Consider the following 21,810-nt stretch of genomic DNA (forward strand, 5'->3'; position numbering starts at 1 on the left):
GTTCAAAACTTTTTAAAATATAAAGAAGGCTAAAATGCTGAACATTTCCCAAACGAGAGTATTCTGTCTGAAAGATGTATCAATAGGAAAGCTTTTGGTGGCTAGGTCTCAAAAAGGGATTTGTCATATAGCGTTAGGAGACACTATAGAGCAATTATTACAGGAGTTTACGATACGCTTTGGTGATGCACAACAAGTTGTAGGTGACAATACATTTAAGAGAGAAGTTGCTCATATTATAGCCATGATAGAAACACCTAAGCTGGTAAAAAAATATAATTTTCCCTTAGATATAAATGGTACAGTTTTTCAACGACAAGTATGGGCAGTATTATGTGATATACCATGTGGTGAAACAATTTCATATGAGATCTTAGCATGCCGTATTGGTATGCCGAAAGCTTTTCGTGCCGTTGCTCATGCCTGTGCACGTAACGAATTGGCTATTATCATTCCGTGTCATCGTGTTGTGCGTAAAAATGGTTTTATTTCAGGGTATCGTTGGGGGGAAAAACGGAAACAGATTTTACTACAACGGGAACAAAATGGAAAAATTTAACTTTGTGTGATGGGCATTATAATCGTTACAGTTGTTCCTTTCATTTCTTTTGAAGTAATTTCAAGTTTTCCTTTGTGGAGTTCTAGCAAGGAGCGTGAAATGGCTAATCCAAGACCTGAGCCCGTATGAGATTTAGTGAGCTGATTTTCGACTTGTTCAAAAGGTTGCCCAAGTTTTTTAATTGCTGATTGGGGAATACCAACGCCTGTATCTGTAATTTTAAAAATAAGGTTATTTTTTTTCTTGAAAGCGCAGACATCAATATTTCCGCCAGAAGGCGTAAATTTAACGGCATTAGAGATGAGATTAAGGAAAATCTGTTTCATTGCACGACCATCAACTTCAGCATGAAGTTCTGGGGTAATGTTTGTTGTAACAACAATATTTTTTTCTTGAGCTTGAGGTGTTAGTGTTCGTACTGCTTCACTAATGATGGGCTCAAGATCGGTATTTTTACAATCAAGGGTAAATCTTCCTGCTTCGATTTTTGACATATCAAGGATGTCATTGATAAGGGTTAGAAGATGGGTTCCTGAATTGTAAATATCATGCATATATTCCTTATAGCGTTGTGAACCAAGAGGACCAAAAGTCGATTGCAACATGATATCTGAAAAACCAAGAATAGCATTCAGAGGCGTGCGCAATTCATGAGACATATTGGCTAAAAATTCTGATTTAGCCTTATTAGCACTTTCGGCGCGTTCTTTTTCTGCTTTCAAACTTTTATTAAGTTTTTCAACTTCTGTTGCGCGTTGTTGAGCACTCCCTCGCGCGCGCTTGAGTTCTTGAATGAAAGAAAAAAGACGCCTTTCACTGTCTTCAAATTTTTCCTGTTGTTGTTTAAGCTCAGAAATGTCAGTACCAATACAAACCAATCCTCCATCTTGGGTTCGTCGTTCGTTAATTTTGAGCCAACAACCATCTGCCGTTTGGCGAATACTGGTTAAGTTACCAGTACCATCATCTTTAAGGGGATATTCACTGAGTGCAGGGCGTGCCATGGCTTCGACCGTTGCACGTTGGATACCTGATTGGAGAATTTGTTTAGGAATAGCGGCATATTCGCAAAATTTGCTGTTGGACATGACTAAACGTCCTTCAGCATCCCACAAGACGAAAGATTCTGAAATGTTTTCAATCGCATCACGGATACGAAGGTCGGCTTGCGCTGTTTGTTCAGCCAATTGTTGCTGTTCACTAATATCGAAGGAAATACCAACCAAATGGGGTTCTTCTTCTTCAGTAACTTCGGCACGAATGCGCATCCATACATAATGACCATCAGCATGACGCATAGGAACGTTAATATCGATATGCTTTTTTTTACCGCTCATTAATTCTTGAGCAAGATCAAAAAAATTCGCATCATTTGGATTGATAATGGCGCTAATTTGGGAAATTGAGAGCAGTGCATCTTGAGGGACATAGCCGAGCATTTCGTACATTGCTCGTGACCAGTAGACACGTCCACTTGCCATATTCCAATCCCATAGTCCACAGCGTCCACGCATCATTGCCATATCAATACGGTTTTGAATTTTTTCTGAAACAAGATCTGTTTTGCGTGCTCGTACAATTTGGTTGTAATAAGCATAAAGAAGAGCGAGGATAACGCCACTAGTTCCAATAAACATGGTTATATTTAACGAGAGAGCTTTCCGCCATTCCATGTAAATATGTTGCATTTTTTCACTGATGAATACCCCATATTGTCCATTTTCTGTTTGCTGAAAGGAAGCGAGAGCAGGAATATCTTTTCCTATTGTAATTTTCATGATTCCAGCATGTTTTCCTAGAGCTTGTAAAGCAATGCTTTCAGAGGTAAAATCCTGTAAGGGTTTTCCTAAGACAATCTCGGAACTTGATGAAGCTAGGACATTGCCTTTTTGATCGACAATAGCAATAACAGCGCTGGTTTTTATAAGACCTTTGTTACGAAAATTAGTCAGGATATTTTGTAAATGATTATGAGAAAGAACAGCAGTTTTTCCTTGTCGAGTGGCTGCAAGTAAGTCACGGTCAATCGTATTGGTAATATGAGAAGCTAAGAGAGTGATGGTAGAATGCGTGTTTTTATCAATTGTGTTGCGCCAATCATAGATTGATAGGAAACGGATCGCTGCTAGCGTAACAAGAAATGCAAGAATTACAAATGGGAGTGAACGTCGCAGCCAAGGTTCAATAAAAAGAAGTTTTTGATAGGCAGGACCAGAAAACAGATTGGTACGCTCTGTCCGCTCCTTGCGACTTTGAGCGCTTGATTTTGAATCAGCATACACCTCCCTTGGCGCATTATATGCGTCCAATTTAGCCATCTCGCGTTCCTTTAATTCTGGAATAATGTGATTTAAAAGCTGCTTCGATATTCATAGTAACCCCATCGAGTGCAATGAATCAAAACAGGAGTCTTCTGTCCAGTCTTTTTTTTAAAAAAATAATTTTACTTTTATAATTTTGGAATATGAAAAGAAAAAAGCACTTTAAACGTGACCTATAAACAGGCTTAGATTACCTGTTTATAGGTTTAATGATGATCGAATAGTTTATAGAATTTATTTTAAAAAATATTATAGCATATTGATTTAAAATAATTTTTTGTTTTAAGTGAGCAGACGATTAATGATATCAGCAACATCGCTTGATAATTTTGGCGCAACAGCAATCATTTTTAATTCAGTTTCAAGTTTTTGTTGTCGAATAGGTTCTAATTGTCGCCAAGAGCCCATCATTGTTAATAATCGTGAAGCAAGCTGTGGATTTTTTTTGTCAATTTCCAAAATGACTTGGCAAAGAAAATGATAAGACGCTCCATCCATCCTATTAAAGCCCGTGAGATTGTTAGAGGCAAAAACACCGATTAGGGAACGTACACGATTAGGATTATCTTGTGAAAAAAGCGGATGTTGCATGAGCTTTTGAACATTCTCGAGTGTTGATGTGCCAGCAACCATTGCTTGAATAGAAAACCATTTATCCATGACCAAAGGGTCATGCCGATAGCGGTTTTCAAAATCATTTAAGGCATTTTGTGCCTGCTCACTTTCATTAAAACGCTTCACGAGAACAGCGATACTAGCCATACGGTCAGTCATATTATCAGCTGTTGCATATTGTATAGCAGCTCGATTTGGATTGGCTTCAGCAATGGAAAGGTAATCCAGTATGATATTCTTTAATGCTCGTTTTCCAGCTTGTGCAGTGTTTGGTGAATAGGGCTCTTGGGTTTGCATTTGTCCATAGAATTTTGTTAAGAGCTCTTGATGAGTTTGTGCAAGTGAAGCTAAAAACTGATTGCGGACATAATGAATACGATCTGGGTCAATATTTTTACCGATTGTATGAGCAAGCTCAACTTCACTAGGTAAATTTAAACAGAAGGCACGAAATTCAGGCTCTAAGGTTTCATCTGTTATGATCGTTTCAATCAGCTTTAGCAAAGCAGAAGGGAGTGTTGCTTTTTCTTGTGTTTTATCTTGAATGCTTTGAATCAAAGCTTGCGTCATTAAATGATTAAGAGATTGCCAGCGATTGATGTGATTGTCATCATGTTGTGCAAGAAAAATAAGTTCTCTTTCATTGAATGGAGTGTGTAGAATGATTGGTGCTGAAAAGTCCCGCAGCAGTGATAAAACGGGTTTTTCACGCAGTCCCTTTAATGTAAACGTTTGGCTTTCCTTGGATAAAAGCATAACATCTGATTGAATATCTGTATCTGCTTCATAGGTGAGGTTTTCTCCGTTAGGTCCTAACAAGCCAAATACGATAGGGATAAGCATGGGCTTTTTTGTATTTTGTTGTGGGGTTGCGGGAATATGTTGCTTTGCATGAATTGTTAAAACACCATCGCTATAATGACTATCGATTTCTACATTGGGTGTTCCTGCCTGTTCATACCATAGCATGAATTGGGAGAAGTCTTGACCAGACACTTCAGCAAAACAGGTAATAAAATCTTCAATTGTACAAGCTTGTCCATCATGACGTTGAAAATAAAGATCAGTGCCTTTACGAAACAGAGTAGGACCTAAAATAGTTCGTATCATGCGAACAACTTCAGCACCTTTTTCATAAACAGTTGTGGTGTAAAAATTATTAATTTGGCTATATTGACGAGGACGTACAGGATGCGCAAGAGGTCCTGCGTCTTCTGCAAATTGCGTTGCTTTTAATGCTTTTACATTTTCAATTCTCTGTAGGCTGCGTACATTTTGATCTGATGAAAATTCCTGATCACGATAAACAGTGAATCCTTCTTTTAAACAGAGTTGAAACCAATCGCGACAGGTAACACGATTACCGCTCCAATTATGGAAATATTCATGTGCAATGACACGTTCAACATTTCTATAATCCTGATCGGTTGCTGTTTCAGGATCGACAAGAACATATTTATCATTAAAAACGTTAAGGCCTTTGTTTTCCATTGCTCCCATGTTAAAGTCGGACACAGCAACAATATTGAAAATATCAAGATCATATTCGCGTCCGAAACATTGTTCATCCCAACGCATGGAACGTTTAAGAGCATCCATTGCATAGGTGGCGCGTTCGGTTTTTCCTTTTTCTACATAGATACCAAGCTCGATACGTCGTCCAGATACAGTTGTAAAATGGTCTTCTAACTTATCAAGATCTCCACCTACTAAAGCAAAGAGATAAGATGGTTTGGGATAAGGATCTTCCCAAATGGCAAAATGGCGATTATTCTCTAAAGTTCCTGTTTCCACCAGATTACCATTGGAAAGCAAGATTGGGATTGTTTGGGAATCTGCTTCAATTTTCACTCTATAGGTAGAAAGAACATCTGGGCGGTCGTAAAAATAAGTAATACGACGAAAACCTTCCGATTCGCATTGTGAGCAATAAACACCATTTGAAAGGTAAAGCCCCATAAGTTGGCGGTTGCTTTCAGGATTCAGTTCTGTAACCAATTTCAATGTAAAAGGAGCCGTTGGTGGCGTTGTAATTTCTAAACGTGAAGGCGTCACTTTATAAGTGTTTGGGGCTAATATCTCATCATTAATAGAAACGGAAATTAAAGTAAGATCATCACCAGAAAGAACAAGAGGTGTTAATTCTTTTGTATCGTGACGGGATTCAATAGACAATATGGCTGTAACATAGGTTTTTGTCGGTGCCAATTGGAAAGAAAGTTGTGTTTTAGGGATAACGTAAGGGGTTGTTTGGTAGTCTTCCAAACGATAAATAGATGTTATTGGCTGTTTCATAGTTTTTTCCCATTTGTATTTTAAGAGTTAAAGAAGGGTGTGTTAATTTTAGAAGCAAGATAGGATTAAAGAATTACAAAAGGCTGTCGAGGCGATTTTTTACTTCTAAGAAGTCTATCCATGTAAGCTTCTTTTGACTAGGGGTTCTAAGAAGGTAAGCTGGGTGGAAAGTTGGCATAACAGGTATTTTTATATTATCCTCGCTTTCATAGATATGCCATTTCCCTCTTGTTCGGATAATCCCATTTTGAGATCCAGTAAGAAACTGTGCAGCAACACCTCCCAGTGCTATAAGAACACGAGGACGCGCTAAATAAATGTGCCGTTCAATAAAAGGGCGGCACAAGGCAACTTCTCTTGGTGTTGGTGTACGATTTCCTGGTGGACGCCAAGGAATAGTGTTGGCAATGTAAACATTATTTCTTGTTAAGCCAATTGATGCGAGGATTTTATTAAGCAACATCCCGGCTTTTCCCACAAAAGGAATTCCTTGTATATCCTCGTCTCGTCCTGGTGCTTCGCCTATAAGCATCAGGGGGCTTCCTGCTGTTCCATCTGAAAAACAGGTATTTTTTGCTGTCAATTTTAATGAACAGCCATTAAATGCAAGGAGAGCAGATTTTAATTCATCAAGTGTCTTGGCACTTTTTGCACTCTCTATAGCTGTGGATTCATTTTGTATAGTCCTAGAGTTATGCAGCTGATGATGATCTAATTTTACGGTTGGAGATGTTTTGGGAGATGCTTGTTGATTATGAGAAATGTTCACGACAGATATTAATTTTCTCTCTGAACAAGCAGACTGCTTAAAACGATCAATAGGGAAATCCGTCAGAACGGCATCCGCACCACTTTCTTTATAAAAGTTTAAGAGTTCTTCATAGGAAATTGAGCACGGCGTTTGATTTAACATTTTACTTTTTCTAATGATCTAGCGATTATAGATCAAACAAAATTATCCTTCAAGTTTTATTAAATGTATTCGCTAGCCATTAATGTATAAGAACGCTGATAGGATTCTCTCTTTTCACAAAAAAGGCAAATCGTAAAATGCGAGTGTTCGCGATTATATACATCTTTAAATGTACAATTTGTTTAAATTACGCTATTTCAACTTTTTAAACAGACTAAACTCATTCATAATAAAAGATTTTTTTATTGAATGCAAGTGGTGTTATAATATTTGTTATCATTGTATTATATATTTAATACTTAATTAAAGTTACTTTTGTAGTATTTTATTTATAAAATAAAGTATAAATTTTTTATTATTATATTTTTTAAATAATTTTTATTAAAAAATAAATATATTAATGAATATATAAATATTAATTTTATATGAGAAAAATACTAAGACGTTATAAACTATTTTTACAATGGGTTAAAAGCAATGTGTGGATATATTCTTTTGCTTTTTTTACCGCTGAAATGAGAGGTTCATTTAATGCTAAATGCGCTGCAATAGCGCTTGAGAGAATGCAACCTGTTCCTCGCATTGTTCCTTTTAAACGTGGAGTAGAGATATTTATGACTTCAGTTTTGTCAATGAAGCTATCAATTGCAAGAGGCCCCTCCGCATGTCCCCCTTTTACTAAAATAGAGCGAGCTCCCAATGACAAAAGTTTTTTTGCTTGTTGTATTGCTTGCTTATCATGAGATGCCAATGGACTTTGGCTAAGAAGAGCGAGTTCTTCTCTATTCGGTGTTAAAAGATCAACATGAGGAAGCAGTTTATCGATCATAGTGTCGATGATTGTTTCCGTTATTAGTTTTCCTCCTGATGAAGCGACAAGTACAGGGTCCAAAATAACTGGAACATGGGGATAGTCTTTGAGTACGTTACAGATTGCTGCTATAATTGCTTTTGTCCCCGTCATACCGATTTTTATTGCGCTTATTGGATTTGCTTCTAGGGCAGCACGCATTTGCGCAGCGACGAGGTCTCCGCGCATTGGGGTGATTTCGACAACGCGATTATCATCTTGTACGTTAACACAAGTGATTGCTAAATTTGCTTTTATTTGAAAATGTGCAGCGGTTTCTATATCACGAACAATACCGGCACCTCCTGTTGGATCAGTGCCCGCAACAATAAGAACGGAAGGTATCAACGCCATGTTTGTGTCACTTTTATCCACTGCTGTACACGCTCTTCAGGTTTTTTATGAAGGATAATATCAGTTACGACAGCAGCACTATTTGCTCCTGCTTTTAAAACACCAACTGCGCGTTCTGGTGTTAAACCTCCAATACCCACCAAAGGTAAAGCACCAATCCGCTTTCTCCATTGTTTGATTTTTTCTAGTCCTTGTGGCATCCATTTCATTTTTTTTAAGATTGTCGGATAAATAGGACCAAGTGCAATATACTCAGGATTAACAGAGAGTGCGATATCCAATTCATGTTCATCATGTGTACTAAGGCCAACTTTTATACCACTTTTACGAATTGCGTGAAGATCAGCATTTCTTAGGTCTTCTTGTCCCAGATGAATAAAATTACACTTTTCATCAATTGCTATTTCCCAATGATCATTAATAATTAATTGCGCTCCCAATTTATTGCATATGTTTTTCGCGCGCTTGATATGTTGACGGATTATTTGTTGATTTTCATGTTTCATACGTAATTGTACGAGCTTGATACCAAGAGGAAGCAAACGTTCAATCCAATCAGCGTTATCGACGATGAGGTAAAATGGATCCATTTTCATGAAAATACTGGTTTTCCAATGACTGGCGTTGAAGGAACTGCTACATTGCGTGCTTCGATCATGCCAGCTTTATATCCCATACGTCCTGCTTGAACAGCTTTAGAAAATGCTTCGGCCATTAAGACAGGATCATCTGCTTTAGCAACTGCGGTATTAAGCAGTACTGCATCATAACCGAGTTCCATCGCAATGGTAGCATGTGATGGGCGTCCAATGCCGGCATCAATAACAAGAGTAGCATCAGGAAGGTAAGCACGGATAGAACGCAATCCATCAGTATTATGAGGTCCTTTGGCAGAACCAATAGGAGCACACCAAGGCATAATAACACGGCAACCAATGTCAAAAAGTTTTTCAGCAACAATAAGATCATCCGTTGTATAGGCAAAAATTTTGAAATCTTCATTGTTTAAAATTTGCGCTGCTTCGATTAAAGAAAAAACATTTGGCTGTAAGGTGTCTGGATTTCCTATGACTTCGAGTTTAATCCAAGCTGTTTTAAAGAGATCTCTTGCTAATTGTGCTGTGGTTATGGCCTCTTTAACAGTATAACAACCAGCAGTATTAGGAAGCACTGTTACTCCAAGTTCTTGAAGAAATTGCCAAAATTGTCCACCTTGTTTTCCACCTGCAGTTTCACGGCGCAAGGAAACAGTCACAATTTCCGTATTCGATTTATGAATAGCATCACAAAGGATTGCTGGTGAAGGATATTGCGCTGTACCTAATAGAAGACGGGAAGAGAATTGTCGTCCATAAAGATTCAGCATAATTTTAGCCTCCTTGCATTGGGCTTAAAATTTCAATTTTATCTCCTTCATGCAAGACAAATTGGCTTCGTGCATCTATGGGAACAACTTCAGCGTTAACAGCAGTTGCAAGCCAATTTCCTTCATACCCCAATTCTTCAAGTAAGAGACCGAGAGTCATAATTTCTGTTTGGACTGTTTCACCATTAACAAATATTTGCATGCTTTATTCCAATGCCAATTTCATTGCTCGTTTTGCCATTTCTGGAGACAAAAGAAAACCATGTCTATAAAATCCATTAATAAAAATACAGTTACCATCTTTATGCACAGAAGGGAAGTTGTTAGGATAACATGGACGAACACCAACGCCAGATTCAATAATTTCTGCTTCAGCAAAAGCAGGATGTAAAGTATAAGCCGCGTTAAGCAGTTCCATCATTGATCTCACAGAGATTGCACCATCAAAGTCACTTTCAATCATTGTTGCGCCAATCATAAAAATATTATCTTGTCGAGGTACAATGTAGAGAGGAAACCGTGGATGAAGAAGACGAATTGGACGCGAAATTTTAATATCGGTGCAGCGCACAAGAAGCATTTCGCCGCGCACACCCCGTATATTTTTGTCTTTTCCTATACGTGCTATTCCTGTCGCATCAATAACAATATCAAAATTTGTTTCAGCTGTCTCTACATCAACAAAACACGCTCGATTGTTGAGAAGCTTTTCTTTTAAAGCCATAAGTGCTTTGCGAGGATCAATATGGGCTTCATTTTCATAAAAGAGCGCACAGTTAAAACGCTCCGCAAGATCTGGTTCAAGACGAGCTATTTCTGTATTATCTACGGTTTTGTGATTATGCGTACGCACAGAAAATCGTTCAAGCTCTCCTCTATCTCGTGTAGGTGCAACCACTAAAGTGCCTTTTTGTATGACAAGGTTTGGGAGCGTTTTACGCCACCATTGTATAGCTTGTACACCAAGATCTTCAACAATTTGTTCTGCACTTTCCCTTTCACAGTAAGGTGCAAGCATTCCTCCTGCATACCAACTAGCACTTCCTATAGGTGAATGAGGGGGGGCCGATACAGTAACAGAAGCACCTTTTTGCTGTAACATAAAGGCAACTGTTAAGCCGCCTACACCTGCACCTTTGATAAGAATGTTCTTCAACTGTTTACTTTCTTTTTTTGAGGAGGAACAGTTTCCATATAAAGGTCACCATTTTTCTGATATTTTTCGGCCATGGCGATCATACCTTCCCCTTTTGTTTTTCTTATTGCTGCTGCCTCACGAATATCATGGGAAATACGCATAGAACAGAATTTTGGTCCACACATGGAACAAAAATGCACTAATTTATGGGCTTCTTTAGGCATTGTCTCATCATGAAAGGCACAGGCTGTTTCTGGATCAAGAGAAAGGTTAAATTGATCGTGCCATCTAAAATCAAATCGTGCACGCGAAAGAGCATTGTCGCGCAATTGTGCTCTAGGCAAACCTTTAGCAAGGTCAGCGGCATGAGCAGCAATTTTATAAGTGATCACACCAGTTTTTACATCATTCCTATCGGGGAGTCCTAGGTGTTCTTTAGGTGTTACATAACACAACATAGCAGTTCCAAACCATCCAATCATAGCGGCACCAATTGCTGATGTAATATGGTCATAACCAGGAGCAATGTCCGTTGTAAGAGGTCCCAAAGTATAAAAAGGCGCCTCATGACAAAGATCTAATTGTTGCTCCATATTTTCTTTAATTTTGTGCATTGGGACATGCCCAGGACCTTCAATCATAACCTGTACATCTTTTTTCCAAGCAATTTTTGTCAATTCTCCCAAAGTTTTAAGCTCTGCAAATTGGGCTTCATCATTGGCATCGGCAATAGAGCCAGGGCGCAATCCATCCCCCAATGAAAGAGAGATATCATATGTTTTTGCAACATCACAAATTTCATCAAAATGTTCATAGAGAAAGCTTTCTTTGTGATGATGGAGACACCATTTTGCCATAATAGAACCGCCTCGTGAAACAATACCTGTTACACGATCAATGGTCATAGGAATAAATGGTAATCTTAATCCTGCATGAATGGTAAAATAATCAACACCTTGCTCTGCTTGCTCAATAAGGGTATCACGGAAAATATCCCATGTTAAGTTTTCGGCAATACCCTGTACTTTTTCGAGTGCTTGATAAAGAGGGACTGTTCCGATGGGCACAGGAGAATTTCGGATAATCCATTCACGAATATTGTGAATATTTCGTCCTGTAGAGAGATCCATAACTGTATCTGCTCCCCAGCGAATGGCCCAAACCATTTTATCAACTTCTTCTTCCATAGATGACGTTACTGCTGAATTGCCAATATTGGCATTAATTTTAACACGGAAATTACGCCCAATAATCATGGGTTCGCACTCTGGATGATTAATGTTTTGTGGAATAATGGCGCGTCCACAAGCAATTTCATTGCGAACAAATTCGGCAGTATAAATTTCTGGTATTGATCCAGAAAATGTTTCATTTGATGGTACATTCTGCCGTTCTTTTACTGCTAATCCTTCATTTTCTCGTATAGCCACATATTCCATTTCTTCGGTAATAATGCCTGCGCGTGCGTAAGCCATTTGTGTAATTGCTTTGCCATTTTTTGCTCGTAAAATAGGACGTTTTTGTTTAAAGGCTGGTGTAAGATTTTTATCAGAAGTCAATCCATTATCTTCAGGTTTAACTAATCGTGCAGGATAAGTTTCAGTATCATCCCGCTTAGAGAGCCAAGGTAAGCTAATTGCTGGCAAGCCTTTTGTAATATCAATGATCATATCTTTATCTGTATAGGGGCCAGAAGTATCGTAGACGTTTAAAGGTTTTTCACCACTGCCATCAGTCAGTGAAATTTCACGCAATGGTACGCGCACATCAGAAAAGAGAAGGCTCTGTTGATAAATTTTGCGTGAAGAGGGAAAGGGGCTACAACTGATTGATGGAGTATTTTTCTGCACAAACTTTTTCCTTATAGACACAGAGTTCAAAAATAGGTTGCGATGTTAATGGAGTTACGATGTTAATGGAGATGTATTCAAATTATCAATCACGAGCATTCGGGTGAATAGGAATAATATTGCTTTGTAGCAAAGAAAATCCAATACAGCTCAAGAAAAGTTATTTTGAAAATTGATACAATATCTATTCTAATATTTGCATGCCTCCTCCCACTTGAAGTATTTTTGTTAATACGAATATGGTTGGCTTAAATATCTATATTGTCAATCATAAAAATATATTTTAAACGATTTTGGTGTGTTTTTAAGAGTGTAAATAGATATTATGAAGTGATAAACTATGATATTGAAGCTTTTATAAACCAGAATAAAGTTAAAAACGGATTATCAGGGAAAAAGTAGATAGTTTATGGCTCTGATTGAGATTTTTTTCATATTAAAATAATAACTCAGAATACCATAAGATTCTCTCATCATACATCTTTTCATATAAAATCACTTCCTTGCACGTCATAAGTGGGGGCGTATGGGGCAAAACACTTGAAGAAAGGAAGCCAAATGTCATTTAATGAACATTCTAAGATGTGAGGACTGTCAAAACGTGGGGGACAGTAAAATGTATAATGGGTTCCAGCTTGTATCTTCAAAAGCTTAATGCTGATGATCTATAATGGCTTACTATTTTATTATTGACGTGCGCTGTCGTAAAATAAAAGGAGTATATTTTGAGCAATATTTCTTAAAAAAGTGCGTAATATGCAATATCATTATATTTTGTTTGGGGCATTATATTCTTCATGAGGGGGGATGTTCCCATTAAGAATGCGATAAACAAAAGCGTGAAACAATACCTAATCTTTATTATTAAAAATAATATTGTTTTGAATGTTTTGAAAATCGTAAGCTGAATTAAAAAATGATGATGAAAATGAACAAAGGCTTTTTATCTTGAAATTTCATCAACAATTTTAAATAGTTGGAAGAGAGAGGAAAGCAAAAGGATGTATCTCAGCACAAAAGTATACGTAAATTCATTTAAGAGCCATATGATATCGTGCAACAATATTTACATATAAAAAATAACTAATTATGTTTTATATGCAATAAAAAATACTACTTATAATGTAATTCTATTATAATTATTATAATGAAACAAGATAAAAATTGAATAAATTTACGGAAAAACAATTTTTAAACAATAAAGAGGAACTAAACAAAATAGAATATTTTTATAGACAATAAATTCCATATGAAACGCTACAGTATTTTTTTATAAATGGTTATTAATAATTAAAATAAACGCAAACAAATAATTATTATGATGATGATTAATAAAGCCGAAAACCAATTTTTGAATAAGTAGGGAATTATGAGGAAGAGTAACCAAATTCCCACCAATATTACTATTATTAACAGTATTATAAATGGTAGCCATATAAAAGCTGCAGCTATACAGCCAGTGATGATTGGTGCACCCCAAAGATAGACAAATGTGTTAACAAGAGATTCATAAATAAATTCGTTAGTGAATTCTTTATCTGCAGTATCATAGCATTCTATAATCGCTTTGCATTACCCCACTCACATCATAAAACTCGTTATGCACCTTATGAAGGATATAAAAACAGCTTATCTTTTAAATCTTGTTAAAAAGATCATATTTAAGTAGTGCAATTATACTAAATAGTGAGGTAAATGCTGGAAGGAATAGAAAAGGACACCTAAAATATTCTTTTTTTAATTCTACTGTAACGATTTTAAGCATCCCCCCCCCAATGAAAAGATTGTAAACAAAAATCCTAATATACTGCATACGATAAGATCTCCAAAACTCATATTCCCATCTTTCTTTTTGAGTGTTGGTTTTGTTGATTCATCAATACGTATTATATTTTTGTAGAATAGATCACATTTTATTCATGTATTGTAAGGTTATATATTAGCGTTATGTATGTAAAAAGTCTGGAATTTCTGAGTTTTTTATTACCTAAAGAAAATGTTTCTGACATTAGAAAATATAGCAATAACTTCAAAAACAGTAAAAATAACCCCATCGAGAGCTGGTAAAGGGTGTAGCTAATAAATGATGTATATTTTAAAGGGAAGATAGAAGTTCAAGGTGCAGAGAACACTGAAAATAAAGTCGGTAATGAGTGGAGGGGATATTTTATTTGGAAAAAACAAGCCATGGATAGTCCAATTGTCTGGCTACTTATGCAAGATTTTGTAAGGTGTTTTCTTTGATAGTTAAGGGTATAGCAAGTGTTAAATCGATGGAGCGTATTTTTTGTTTGGATTGATGAAGCAGATGAGTTAGAAAAACAGTTTAGAGAATGCTTTTTGATATTGCCATGAATTAAGAAGAACACCAATAATTGCAAGATGTTGTTTAGAATGATTTATTGTTCTTGCAAAAAAGATATACATATAATAATATATAGAGGTAGATGTGCTAAGTGTGGGAGGGGAAAAGTTGGTTATGGGGCGTTTAAAAAACAAGGATATTGTTCATAAAAATTGGGGGAGGGCGCTAGGTTATGCTTTTTAATTTTTTCCGGATCGGATACAACCTTCAAATTTTGTGAAGGTGTGTAGTGTTTCTTTAGTATTTCAAAGTATTTCATTTTCACTTCAATGAAAGCGTGAGGAAATAGCCATATTGAATATATTCTCTATGATGTATTTAGATTGAACAAAAGCTTGTTCAAAAAAACATTGGTGATAATCCTGTAACACAATTTCAGGAATAAATTGAATAAAATAGAACAAAGTATCTGCATGTGAATAAAAACATAATGAAGCATGCAAAAAATTTGAAGCTAATTTTAAAATTTTAATACAAATGATAGCTAAAAGATAGAATTTCTTTGTTTAAAATATATGGTATAAAATATCGACGAGATAGATTTAAACTATTGAAAAAATAAAAAAAGATAATGTTTAAGTCAGAAACTTTCTATGTGGGTGATAAGTTATTACATTCAGTAATGGTTATATGAAATCCATAATAAGAAAAATTTTGAACAGTATTATAAATTTTGCAACAAGATGCAAGATTTGAGAAATAATTATATAACAACAGCAAAGCAACAAAACAAGATACTGAGTAACCTCAAATGAGGTGGTTACATTACACATTAGAAGAGAAAGCATTAATACTAATGTTATGAAAAGCGTCTGGTGAATTTAGGTTATAAAATTGGAAGGAGTGAAGAGAGATAAAATGCGTAAATACGGATGGTGCAGTGGTTATGATGTACCAATCAACAGTGGCAGCACATTTTAGTGCACAGAACGAGAAATTGTTAGAAAAACTATGAAAATAATGGGGGATTTAAAATGTCTAATATTTACGATTGGTCTCTAAAGGCTGATGAAAATGCTTATTCAGATAGTATCATTAATTGGGCAGAAGGTCAGCCTCCTAGTTCTGTTAATGATAGTGCACGGGCGATGATGCAGCGCGTACGTGAATATCTTGCAGATAATGGAGGATCTATTAATTCAAGCTTTACAGTAAATGTGGATGATAAAACAACATTAATTACTTTAAAGACAGTTTCGCCTATAAAGAAATACAACAATGATATCGTCATACGTTTTAAAGCTTGTGGTGTAAATATTGGCGCGACAACCATAACTGTTAATAATATAGGAGAAAAGCTTATCTATAAAGCCACTGACGTGGGGGTTATACCATTAGAAGGTGGAGAATTTCAAACAGATGGCATTTATGAAATGGTATACAATAATGGTGTTTTAATAAAAGAGCATGAGGGTTGGTATTTATTAAATCCTACACCACCAAAGATAGAAAGTTTTCCCGCTGGATTCATTGCAACATTTGCTATGCAAAATGTGCCAAATGGTTGGCTTTTATGTGATGGTAAGGCCTATAAGCGTGAAGATTATCCGCTGTTATTCAAGGCAATAGGTGATAAATGGGGAAAAGACAGCAATAAAACTTTTAAAGTTCCTGATTTTAGAGGCATGTTTTTACGCGGCTTTGATAATGGTCGGGGTTTAGATGGTGGTAGAAAGTTTGCAGATGAACAACAAGATAGCATAAAATCGCATACGCATATTGGAAGCATTGAAAACGCAGGCGAGCATGCACACAATTTTGAGTATCAAGGGGTAGGCTGGCCCGTTGGTGATATTGGGAGACTCCCGAATCATTATACTTATAATACGACCCTGAAAGGGAGAACAGCTTCTGCTGGTGCACATACACACAAGGTAACTCTTTCCCATACGGGTGAGGCAGAAACGCGCCCTGTTAATACAACCGTTGTCTATGCTATAAAATCATGAGTATGGTCGGGTCCATAAATAATCTATAGACCTTGATAATTTTGTTAACGCGGAGCAATTCCGCGTTATTTTCTATGCATATGAAGAGGAAATCTATATTGTTAATAGGATACTTGAGAGAGTCAAAAAACAATTTAAAAATGATTGAAAGAAAGAGTTAAGGATATAATTTATTTTATAATTGTATGATAACATAGGGAAAATATGTAAAAATCATTTAAACTGTACCGTGAAGTGATCTAGAGATACATTTTTTCATAAGGTGTTTTGATAGGGGGTAAGGTGATAAAATTATTCAACCTGAGGCATAAATAAAGTACAATATTTTAACGTTTTTTTGTGCAAAAACAGCATACCCCCGTATGAGTTAATTCATCTTATAAAGATATCTCTCACCTTGTTGTCGATTTCATTTCTTTGCATTGCCATGGTGGAGGCTTTATCTGTAAATGATAGTACTCCTTGAGTGGAATCATCATTATGCTTGTGAAGAAGAAGACAAACGCTATTTCTATACTCTCTCCTCATCCCTATATTCCGCATTGTTTTTGCATTAGGGGGGCTTACAAGAAGCGTTATTGAGTTTATTTTAAAGTTTTTATTCAATAGGTTAATTCTTTGTGATATGCCAATAAAGAATTTTTTAATAGAAAGAGAAAAGTAAAAAATATTAAGTATAAATTAATATTTATTTATAAAAAAAGCTAAATTATATGTGTTATAAAGAAGATGTTACTATTAAAGCTACAAACAAATCTTTTGTGGAGGGGAGAAAAGTACTTGATTTCTATATGTTCCTTAGAAGATATAAATAATACACCCGTTATTATAACAAAGGCATTTGTACGCATTTCTTGAATCATTTTTATAAAGATAAAAGTGATAGAAAGAGTGGGAAAACGCATATTTATGTTGTATAAATTCGTATTATCTAACAGTTTGATAGCAAAATAAAACTTCACATGTTTTTAGTTACGTAAAATCTTGAAAGATTTTAAACTGGTAGTTTTTCAAAAAATATCTTTAGGGTGCTTGGTCTTCTTTTTTAATGATAGATGACAAAAAGGAGTTCATATAAAAATAAAAAAGATTCTTGAATATTTGCGTGTTTTATTTTGCTATGGACTTTAGTTTTTAGATTGAAGCCGACAGCTTAAAGATCTAATTTCATAGGAGGAAGCCGTTTGAGGGAGTATAAAAGGGATATCTTCTTTAGGTAATTCAGAAACGTTTAAAGAACAATGATAAACATTGCGGAGATTTTGTGTTGTCAAAACATTAGTTGCATTTCCTTCGCAATAAATCTCACCTTCCTTGAGCAAGATCATGTTATCTGCATAATGTGCCGCGAGATTGAGGTCATGAAGAACAGCAAGAACGCCGCCACCAGAATAGGAAAATTGTTTAGCAATATCCATAACGATGATTTGATGTTGAATATCGAGGCTAGCAATAGGTTCATCTAATATCATCCAGCGAGGAATCCCATTATGAACAGGTTTCCAGACTTGGCAAAGTACACGGGCAAGTTGTACTCTAGCTTGTTCTCCGCCTGATAATTGGTGATAATACAGGTTGCCATAATCAGAAAGGTCAACGCACTCTAAAGCTTTCTGGATAAGATTTTGCAATTCGGCTGTGGTAAAGGTAAATTGGTTTACAGAAAGACCAAGTCCTACAACTTCATGAACTAAGAATGGAAATACGAGCGTTGTTGATTGTGGTAGTACAGCGCGCATTTTTGCCATTACATGAGTTTTTGTTTGGCATACATTATAACCATTTAAGGTTATTTTTCCACTGTAAGGAATTTCACCACTTAGAGCTTTGATAAAAGTACTTTTTCCTGATCCATTAGGACCAATAATAATGGTAAAAGCGCCACTTTTAGCTTGAAGATTAATGTGTTTAAGAATCTTCTTCTTTCCGCGCTGAACACAAATATTTGTCGCTTCAATCATGAAAAGTCTGTTCCTCGTTTGCATATAAGGATCCATAGAAAGAAAGGTGCACCAAAAAGTGCTGTTACAATCCCAATCGGCAATTCTGCGGGGGCAACAATTAAGCGTGCAAACATATCAGCAAAAATAAGTAATGCTGCTCCCAGGAGAGCAGAGCAAGGAATGAGATAGCGATGATCAGGACCTATGAGCTGACGTAAAATATGAGGAACAATAATACCAATAAAACCAATACCACCACTGACAGCAACAGCACTACCACACATAAGAGCAACAAGGGGAATAGCAATATTTTTGACGCGTTGAATATGGAAACCAATATGGCCAGCAACAGCTTCTCCAAGAGCAAGGGCATTAAGTGCTCGTGATAAAAAGGGAGAGAAAAGAAGACCAATAACGATAAAAGGAAGAACGAGCCATACTTTTAACCATGTAGCGCCCGCAAGAGAGCCAAGACTCCAAAAAGTGATATCACGCAGTTGTTGGTCATTTGCGACAAAAATCAATGTTCCGACAACTGCACTGCTTAATGCACCAAGAGCAATACCAGCAAGCAGCATGGTTGCAATAGAGGTAAAGCTATTATGCGTTGCTATTATGTAGAGAATAATCGTTGATAAAAGTCCACCAAAAAAAGCACCTATGATAACTTTATAAGGCTCTAGAAAAGGTGCAAATGAAACAGGAAAAGCAATGCCGACAACAATTGCTAAGACTGCTCCAAGTCCAGCACCTGCTGATACACCTACAATTCCGGGATCTGCAAGAGGATTACGAAAAAGCCCTTGCATAAGAACACCGGAGACAGCTAAAGCTGCTCCAATCAATAATCCCAAGATAACACGGGGAAGCCTTATGTCTATGAGCACGAGGTAATCACGCGTTTTACTACTTACCGAAAAATCTTGTGTAAGCATCACATGGAGGAGATCAACGAAAGAAACTTTTGCAGCACCATTCAAGAGCCCACCAAAAATACTGAAGATAAGGAAGATTATTAAGCTTAATAATAAAATCTTCCCCTGCTTTGAACGGCTTATTTTTTTACCTTCTTTTGCTTCAGGTAAATGCATCATGGATGTACCGTCTACCATTTTTATCAGCTCTTACCGTTTTGATTTGCACCATAAAGTATCTCAATAAGCTCTCTTGATGCGTCTGCAGTGCGTGGACCAAATCCCAAAAAATACATGGCATCCATCTGTTTTATGGCATGATTTTTTGCTGCAGTTGTTGCTTGAACTGCCGGTATGGCTAAAATCTTATCAATGCTGGTTGATCTTGCACCATGTTTTACAAGTAAGATAACATCGGGATCTGATTTCAATAACGCTTCGCCGTTGAGAAGTTTATATCCTTTATAATCGGTGATAGCATTGATAGCGCCTGAAAGTTTTATCATACTATCAGCTGCAGTACCTGTTCCAGATGCCATGACGCGTCCATTTTGCACAGAGAAAACAAAAAGAACACGCTTTGGTCTTGTTACTTTCGCCAAAAGCGCATCGTTGTCTAAAAAATTACGCTTCAATTTCTCAATTAACGCCGCGGCTTGCACTTCCCGATGAATGGCTTGACCAACGAGGCGAATCTTTTCTATCACATTTTCACGGGAGTAGTCTTCTGGTATGATCACCAGAGGTATCGATGTTTTTTTGAGAATATCAATTGTTGAAGCGGGACCGCTTCCTTCAACAAGCAATATACCCTCTGGAGCAAGTGATAAAACACCCTCAGGTGAAAGAGCACGCATATATCCAAGTACAGGAAGCTTGAGCGCTTCTTGTGGGTAGACACTTGTACTATCACGGGCGACAAGTTGATCTTGGGCTCCTAATGCATAGACAATTTCTGTAAGTGCTCCGCCGATAGAAACAATTCGAGCATTTTCAGGAAAACGCGTTGCAGGTTCAGCAATTACTTGTTTAGAAAAACAAGTAAGAGAGAGCAGTAAACACATAAGAAAAAGGTTTGATAACCTATGTAAAAGAGATATGAACATGTCCAACCTTACCTTATCTTAGTTACTGCTGTTTTCTTGGCATGATGGCAAACTATTCAATAAAGAGCGCCAATCGTCACGTTCTTTTTGTCCCTCCTTGCGTACGCCAAAGAATTGAATAACCATCTCATCAGCTTTATCGAAAACTTCAAGTGAGCTGACATACCCATCAATCGTAGGCTTGCGAACACGCCATACCTTATAAAATCCAGAAACGAGTAAATGGAGGTGAAATTTCTGATCGAGAACATTAAGCCAAGGTCCCATTTGCTTAATGTTCTTTACTTGCCCAGTGAAAATTTGGATACATCCTTTATTACCAACAAAACACATAATTGGTAACTCTTGTTGTGCAACTTGTCTGAGCATCATCTCAACAGTTTCTATTTTTAACTCATCGGCAAATTCATTGCCAGCATGTTTCACAGCATCATGTCGATTAATTTTCAGTTCAGAAATAATCCCATGAAGCTGATGTACATCAGTCATCTGACGCCAACAATCTCGAAATTTTTCAACATCCAGCTTTGCCGTATCACATGGTACTGGAGTAGGAACTGGAGAAATATCAAGTACAGGTGACTGATCGTCATGAAGCAATTTTTCAACAAGTGCAGACCATTCTTCCATATTTGTTGCGTCTTTAGAATAGAGTTTGAAAATAGCCATGCCAGATTGATCAAAGAATTGCAAACTTTTCATAGGTGTTCCGAGAATAATCACGTCATGCTCGAAACCAAACTTCCATTGTTTTGAAAAAATACGCAAGTCAATTTCACCGAGTGTTATCGGGATATGCTGGCTTTGAACAATCTTCTCAAAACATCCTGTTATTTCATGGACAGCATTATCATTCCGTGTCAATGCCATAACTGTTCCAAGTTTAGGAGCATTTTCCAAGAAAGTAGCGACATCAGCGCGTAGTTTTTTTGCTTTTCCAACTGTACAATAAGCCGCAATGAGTTCTGCTTCGGATATACCAATAGAGTCCGCGAAATCGCGGTTACGCATCTCTTTTTTTTCTTCACGCAAGCGAATAATCATTTCGGCTGTGTATGACATGGGCTTATCCTTATGTTACCTGTTTGAGGGTTAATTGTTTAATTTTTCAACTCAAAGACAGTAAGTCGAACCACTATCAACTAATGGTTCAACCTACTACCAAATAAGCCCTTTTTTATTAACAGTAGAACAATAAAAACCGATAAATTACAAAAAGTTAAAGCGTAAATCTCAAAATCTGTTGTTCAGAGAACAAGAAGAACAGAAACA

15 protein-coding genes are annotated in these 21,810 nt (G+C 36.7%); 2 read left to right on the plus strand and 13 right to left on the minus strand.

Annotation, left to right across the window (positions count from 1 at the left end; translation table 11 throughout):
* Positions 1 to 34: 34 nt before the first annotated feature.
* Entirely contained in the window at positions 35 to 559 is a 525-nt protein-coding gene (locus ACFILU_RS05385) for a methylated-DNA--[protein]-cysteine S-methyltransferase (protein ID WP_273791214.1), read from the plus strand.
* Here ACFILU_RS05385 and ACFILU_RS05390 read toward each other — a convergent pair.
* The 9 genes from ACFILU_RS05390 to thiC form a co-directional block, all read right to left on the minus strand.
* A complete protein-coding gene (locus ACFILU_RS05390; RefSeq protein ID WP_375630809.1) occupies positions 556 to 2,877 on the minus strand; it encodes an ATP-binding protein in 2,322 nt (773 codons plus the stop codon). The genes ACFILU_RS05385 and ACFILU_RS05390 overlap by 4 nt on opposite strands.
* A gap of 285 nt (positions 2,878 to 3,162) precedes the next feature.
* Positions 3,163 to 5,790 carry an aminopeptidase N gene (gene pepN, locus ACFILU_RS05395; protein ID WP_375675063.1) on the minus strand — a complete coding sequence of 876 codons (2,628 nt, stop codon included), beginning with the start codon at positions 5,788 to 5,790 and terminating at the stop codon, positions 3,163 to 3,165.
* A gap of 73 nt (positions 5,791 to 5,863) precedes the next feature.
* A complete protein-coding gene (locus ACFILU_RS05400) occupies positions 5,864 to 6,703 on the minus strand; it encodes a uracil-DNA glycosylase family protein (protein WP_273791211.1) in 840 nt (279 codons plus the stop codon).
* 445 nt (positions 6,704 to 7,148) lie between these two features.
* Positions 7,149 to 7,907 carry a hydroxymethylpyrimidine/phosphomethylpyrimidine kinase gene (locus ACFILU_RS05405; RefSeq protein WP_375675129.1) on the minus strand — a complete coding sequence of 253 codons (759 nt, stop codon included), beginning with the start codon at positions 7,905 to 7,907 and terminating at the stop codon, positions 7,149 to 7,151.
* Positions 7,898 to 8,503, minus strand: a complete 606-nt coding sequence (locus ACFILU_RS05410) for a thiamine phosphate synthase (RefSeq protein WP_375675065.1) — start codon at positions 8,501 to 8,503, stop codon at positions 7,898 to 7,900. Before ACFILU_RS05410 ends, ACFILU_RS05405 begins: the two co-directional genes overlap by 10 nt.
* Positions 8,500 to 9,273, minus strand: a complete 774-nt coding sequence (locus ACFILU_RS05415; RefSeq protein ID WP_375675066.1) for a thiazole synthase — start codon at positions 9,271 to 9,273, stop codon at positions 8,500 to 8,502. Before ACFILU_RS05415 ends, ACFILU_RS05410 begins: the two co-directional genes overlap by 4 nt.
* Positions 9,274 to 9,277: 4 nt before the next feature.
* Entirely contained in the window at positions 9,278 to 9,475 is a 198-nt protein-coding gene (gene thiS / locus ACFILU_RS05420; protein WP_375675068.1) for a sulfur carrier protein ThiS, read from the minus strand.
* A gap of 3 nt (positions 9,476 to 9,478) precedes the next feature.
* Positions 9,479 to 10,429 carry a glycine oxidase ThiO gene (gene thiO, locus ACFILU_RS05425; RefSeq protein WP_375675069.1) on the minus strand — a complete coding sequence of 317 codons (951 nt, stop codon included), beginning with the start codon at positions 10,427 to 10,429 and terminating at the stop codon, positions 9,479 to 9,481.
* Positions 10,426 to 12,261, minus strand: coding sequence for a phosphomethylpyrimidine synthase ThiC (thiC, locus tag ACFILU_RS05430; RefSeq protein ID WP_375675071.1), 1,836 nt, complete (start codon positions 12,259 to 12,261; stop codon positions 10,426 to 10,428). The genes thiO and thiC overlap by 4 nt, the downstream gene beginning before the upstream one ends.
* Positions 12,262 to 15,600: 3,339 nt before the next feature.
* Here thiC and ACFILU_RS05435 point away from each other — a divergent pair.
* Entirely contained in the window at positions 15,601 to 16,575 is a 975-nt protein-coding gene (locus ACFILU_RS05435) for a tail fiber protein (protein WP_375675073.1), read from the plus strand.
* A gap of 1,127 nt (positions 16,576 to 17,702) precedes the next feature.
* Here the strand turns inward: ACFILU_RS05435 and ACFILU_RS05440 are convergent.
* The 4 genes from ACFILU_RS05440 to ACFILU_RS05455 are packed head-to-tail and all read right to left on the minus strand — an operon-like array spanning position 17,703 to position 21,600.
* Positions 17,703 to 18,536, minus strand: coding sequence for a heme ABC transporter ATP-binding protein (locus ACFILU_RS05440; protein WP_375675074.1), 834 nt, complete (start codon positions 18,534 to 18,536; stop codon positions 17,703 to 17,705).
* Positions 18,533 to 19,630: a FecCD family ABC transporter permease gene (locus ACFILU_RS05445; RefSeq protein ID WP_375630798.1), complete on the minus strand. Its 1,098-nt coding sequence runs from the start codon at positions 19,628 to 19,630 to the stop codon at positions 18,533 to 18,535. Before ACFILU_RS05445 ends, ACFILU_RS05440 begins: the two co-directional genes overlap by 4 nt.
* Before the next feature lie 5 nt (positions 19,631 to 19,635).
* Positions 19,636 to 20,538, minus strand: coding sequence for a hemin ABC transporter substrate-binding protein (locus tag ACFILU_RS05450; RefSeq protein ID WP_273791109.1), 903 nt, complete (start codon positions 20,536 to 20,538; stop codon positions 19,636 to 19,638).
* Between the two features lie 18 nt (positions 20,539 to 20,556).
* A complete protein-coding gene (locus ACFILU_RS05455; protein WP_375675076.1) occupies positions 20,557 to 21,600 on the minus strand; it encodes a hemin-degrading factor in 1,044 nt (347 codons plus the stop codon).
* Positions 21,601 to 21,810 lie beyond the last annotated feature (210 nt).

Origin of the sequence: Bartonella sp. CL100XZDX (genome assembly GCF_042195375.1) — a bacterium.
Classification (GTDB): domain Bacteria; phylum Pseudomonadota; class Alphaproteobacteria; order Rhizobiales; family Rhizobiaceae; genus Bartonella.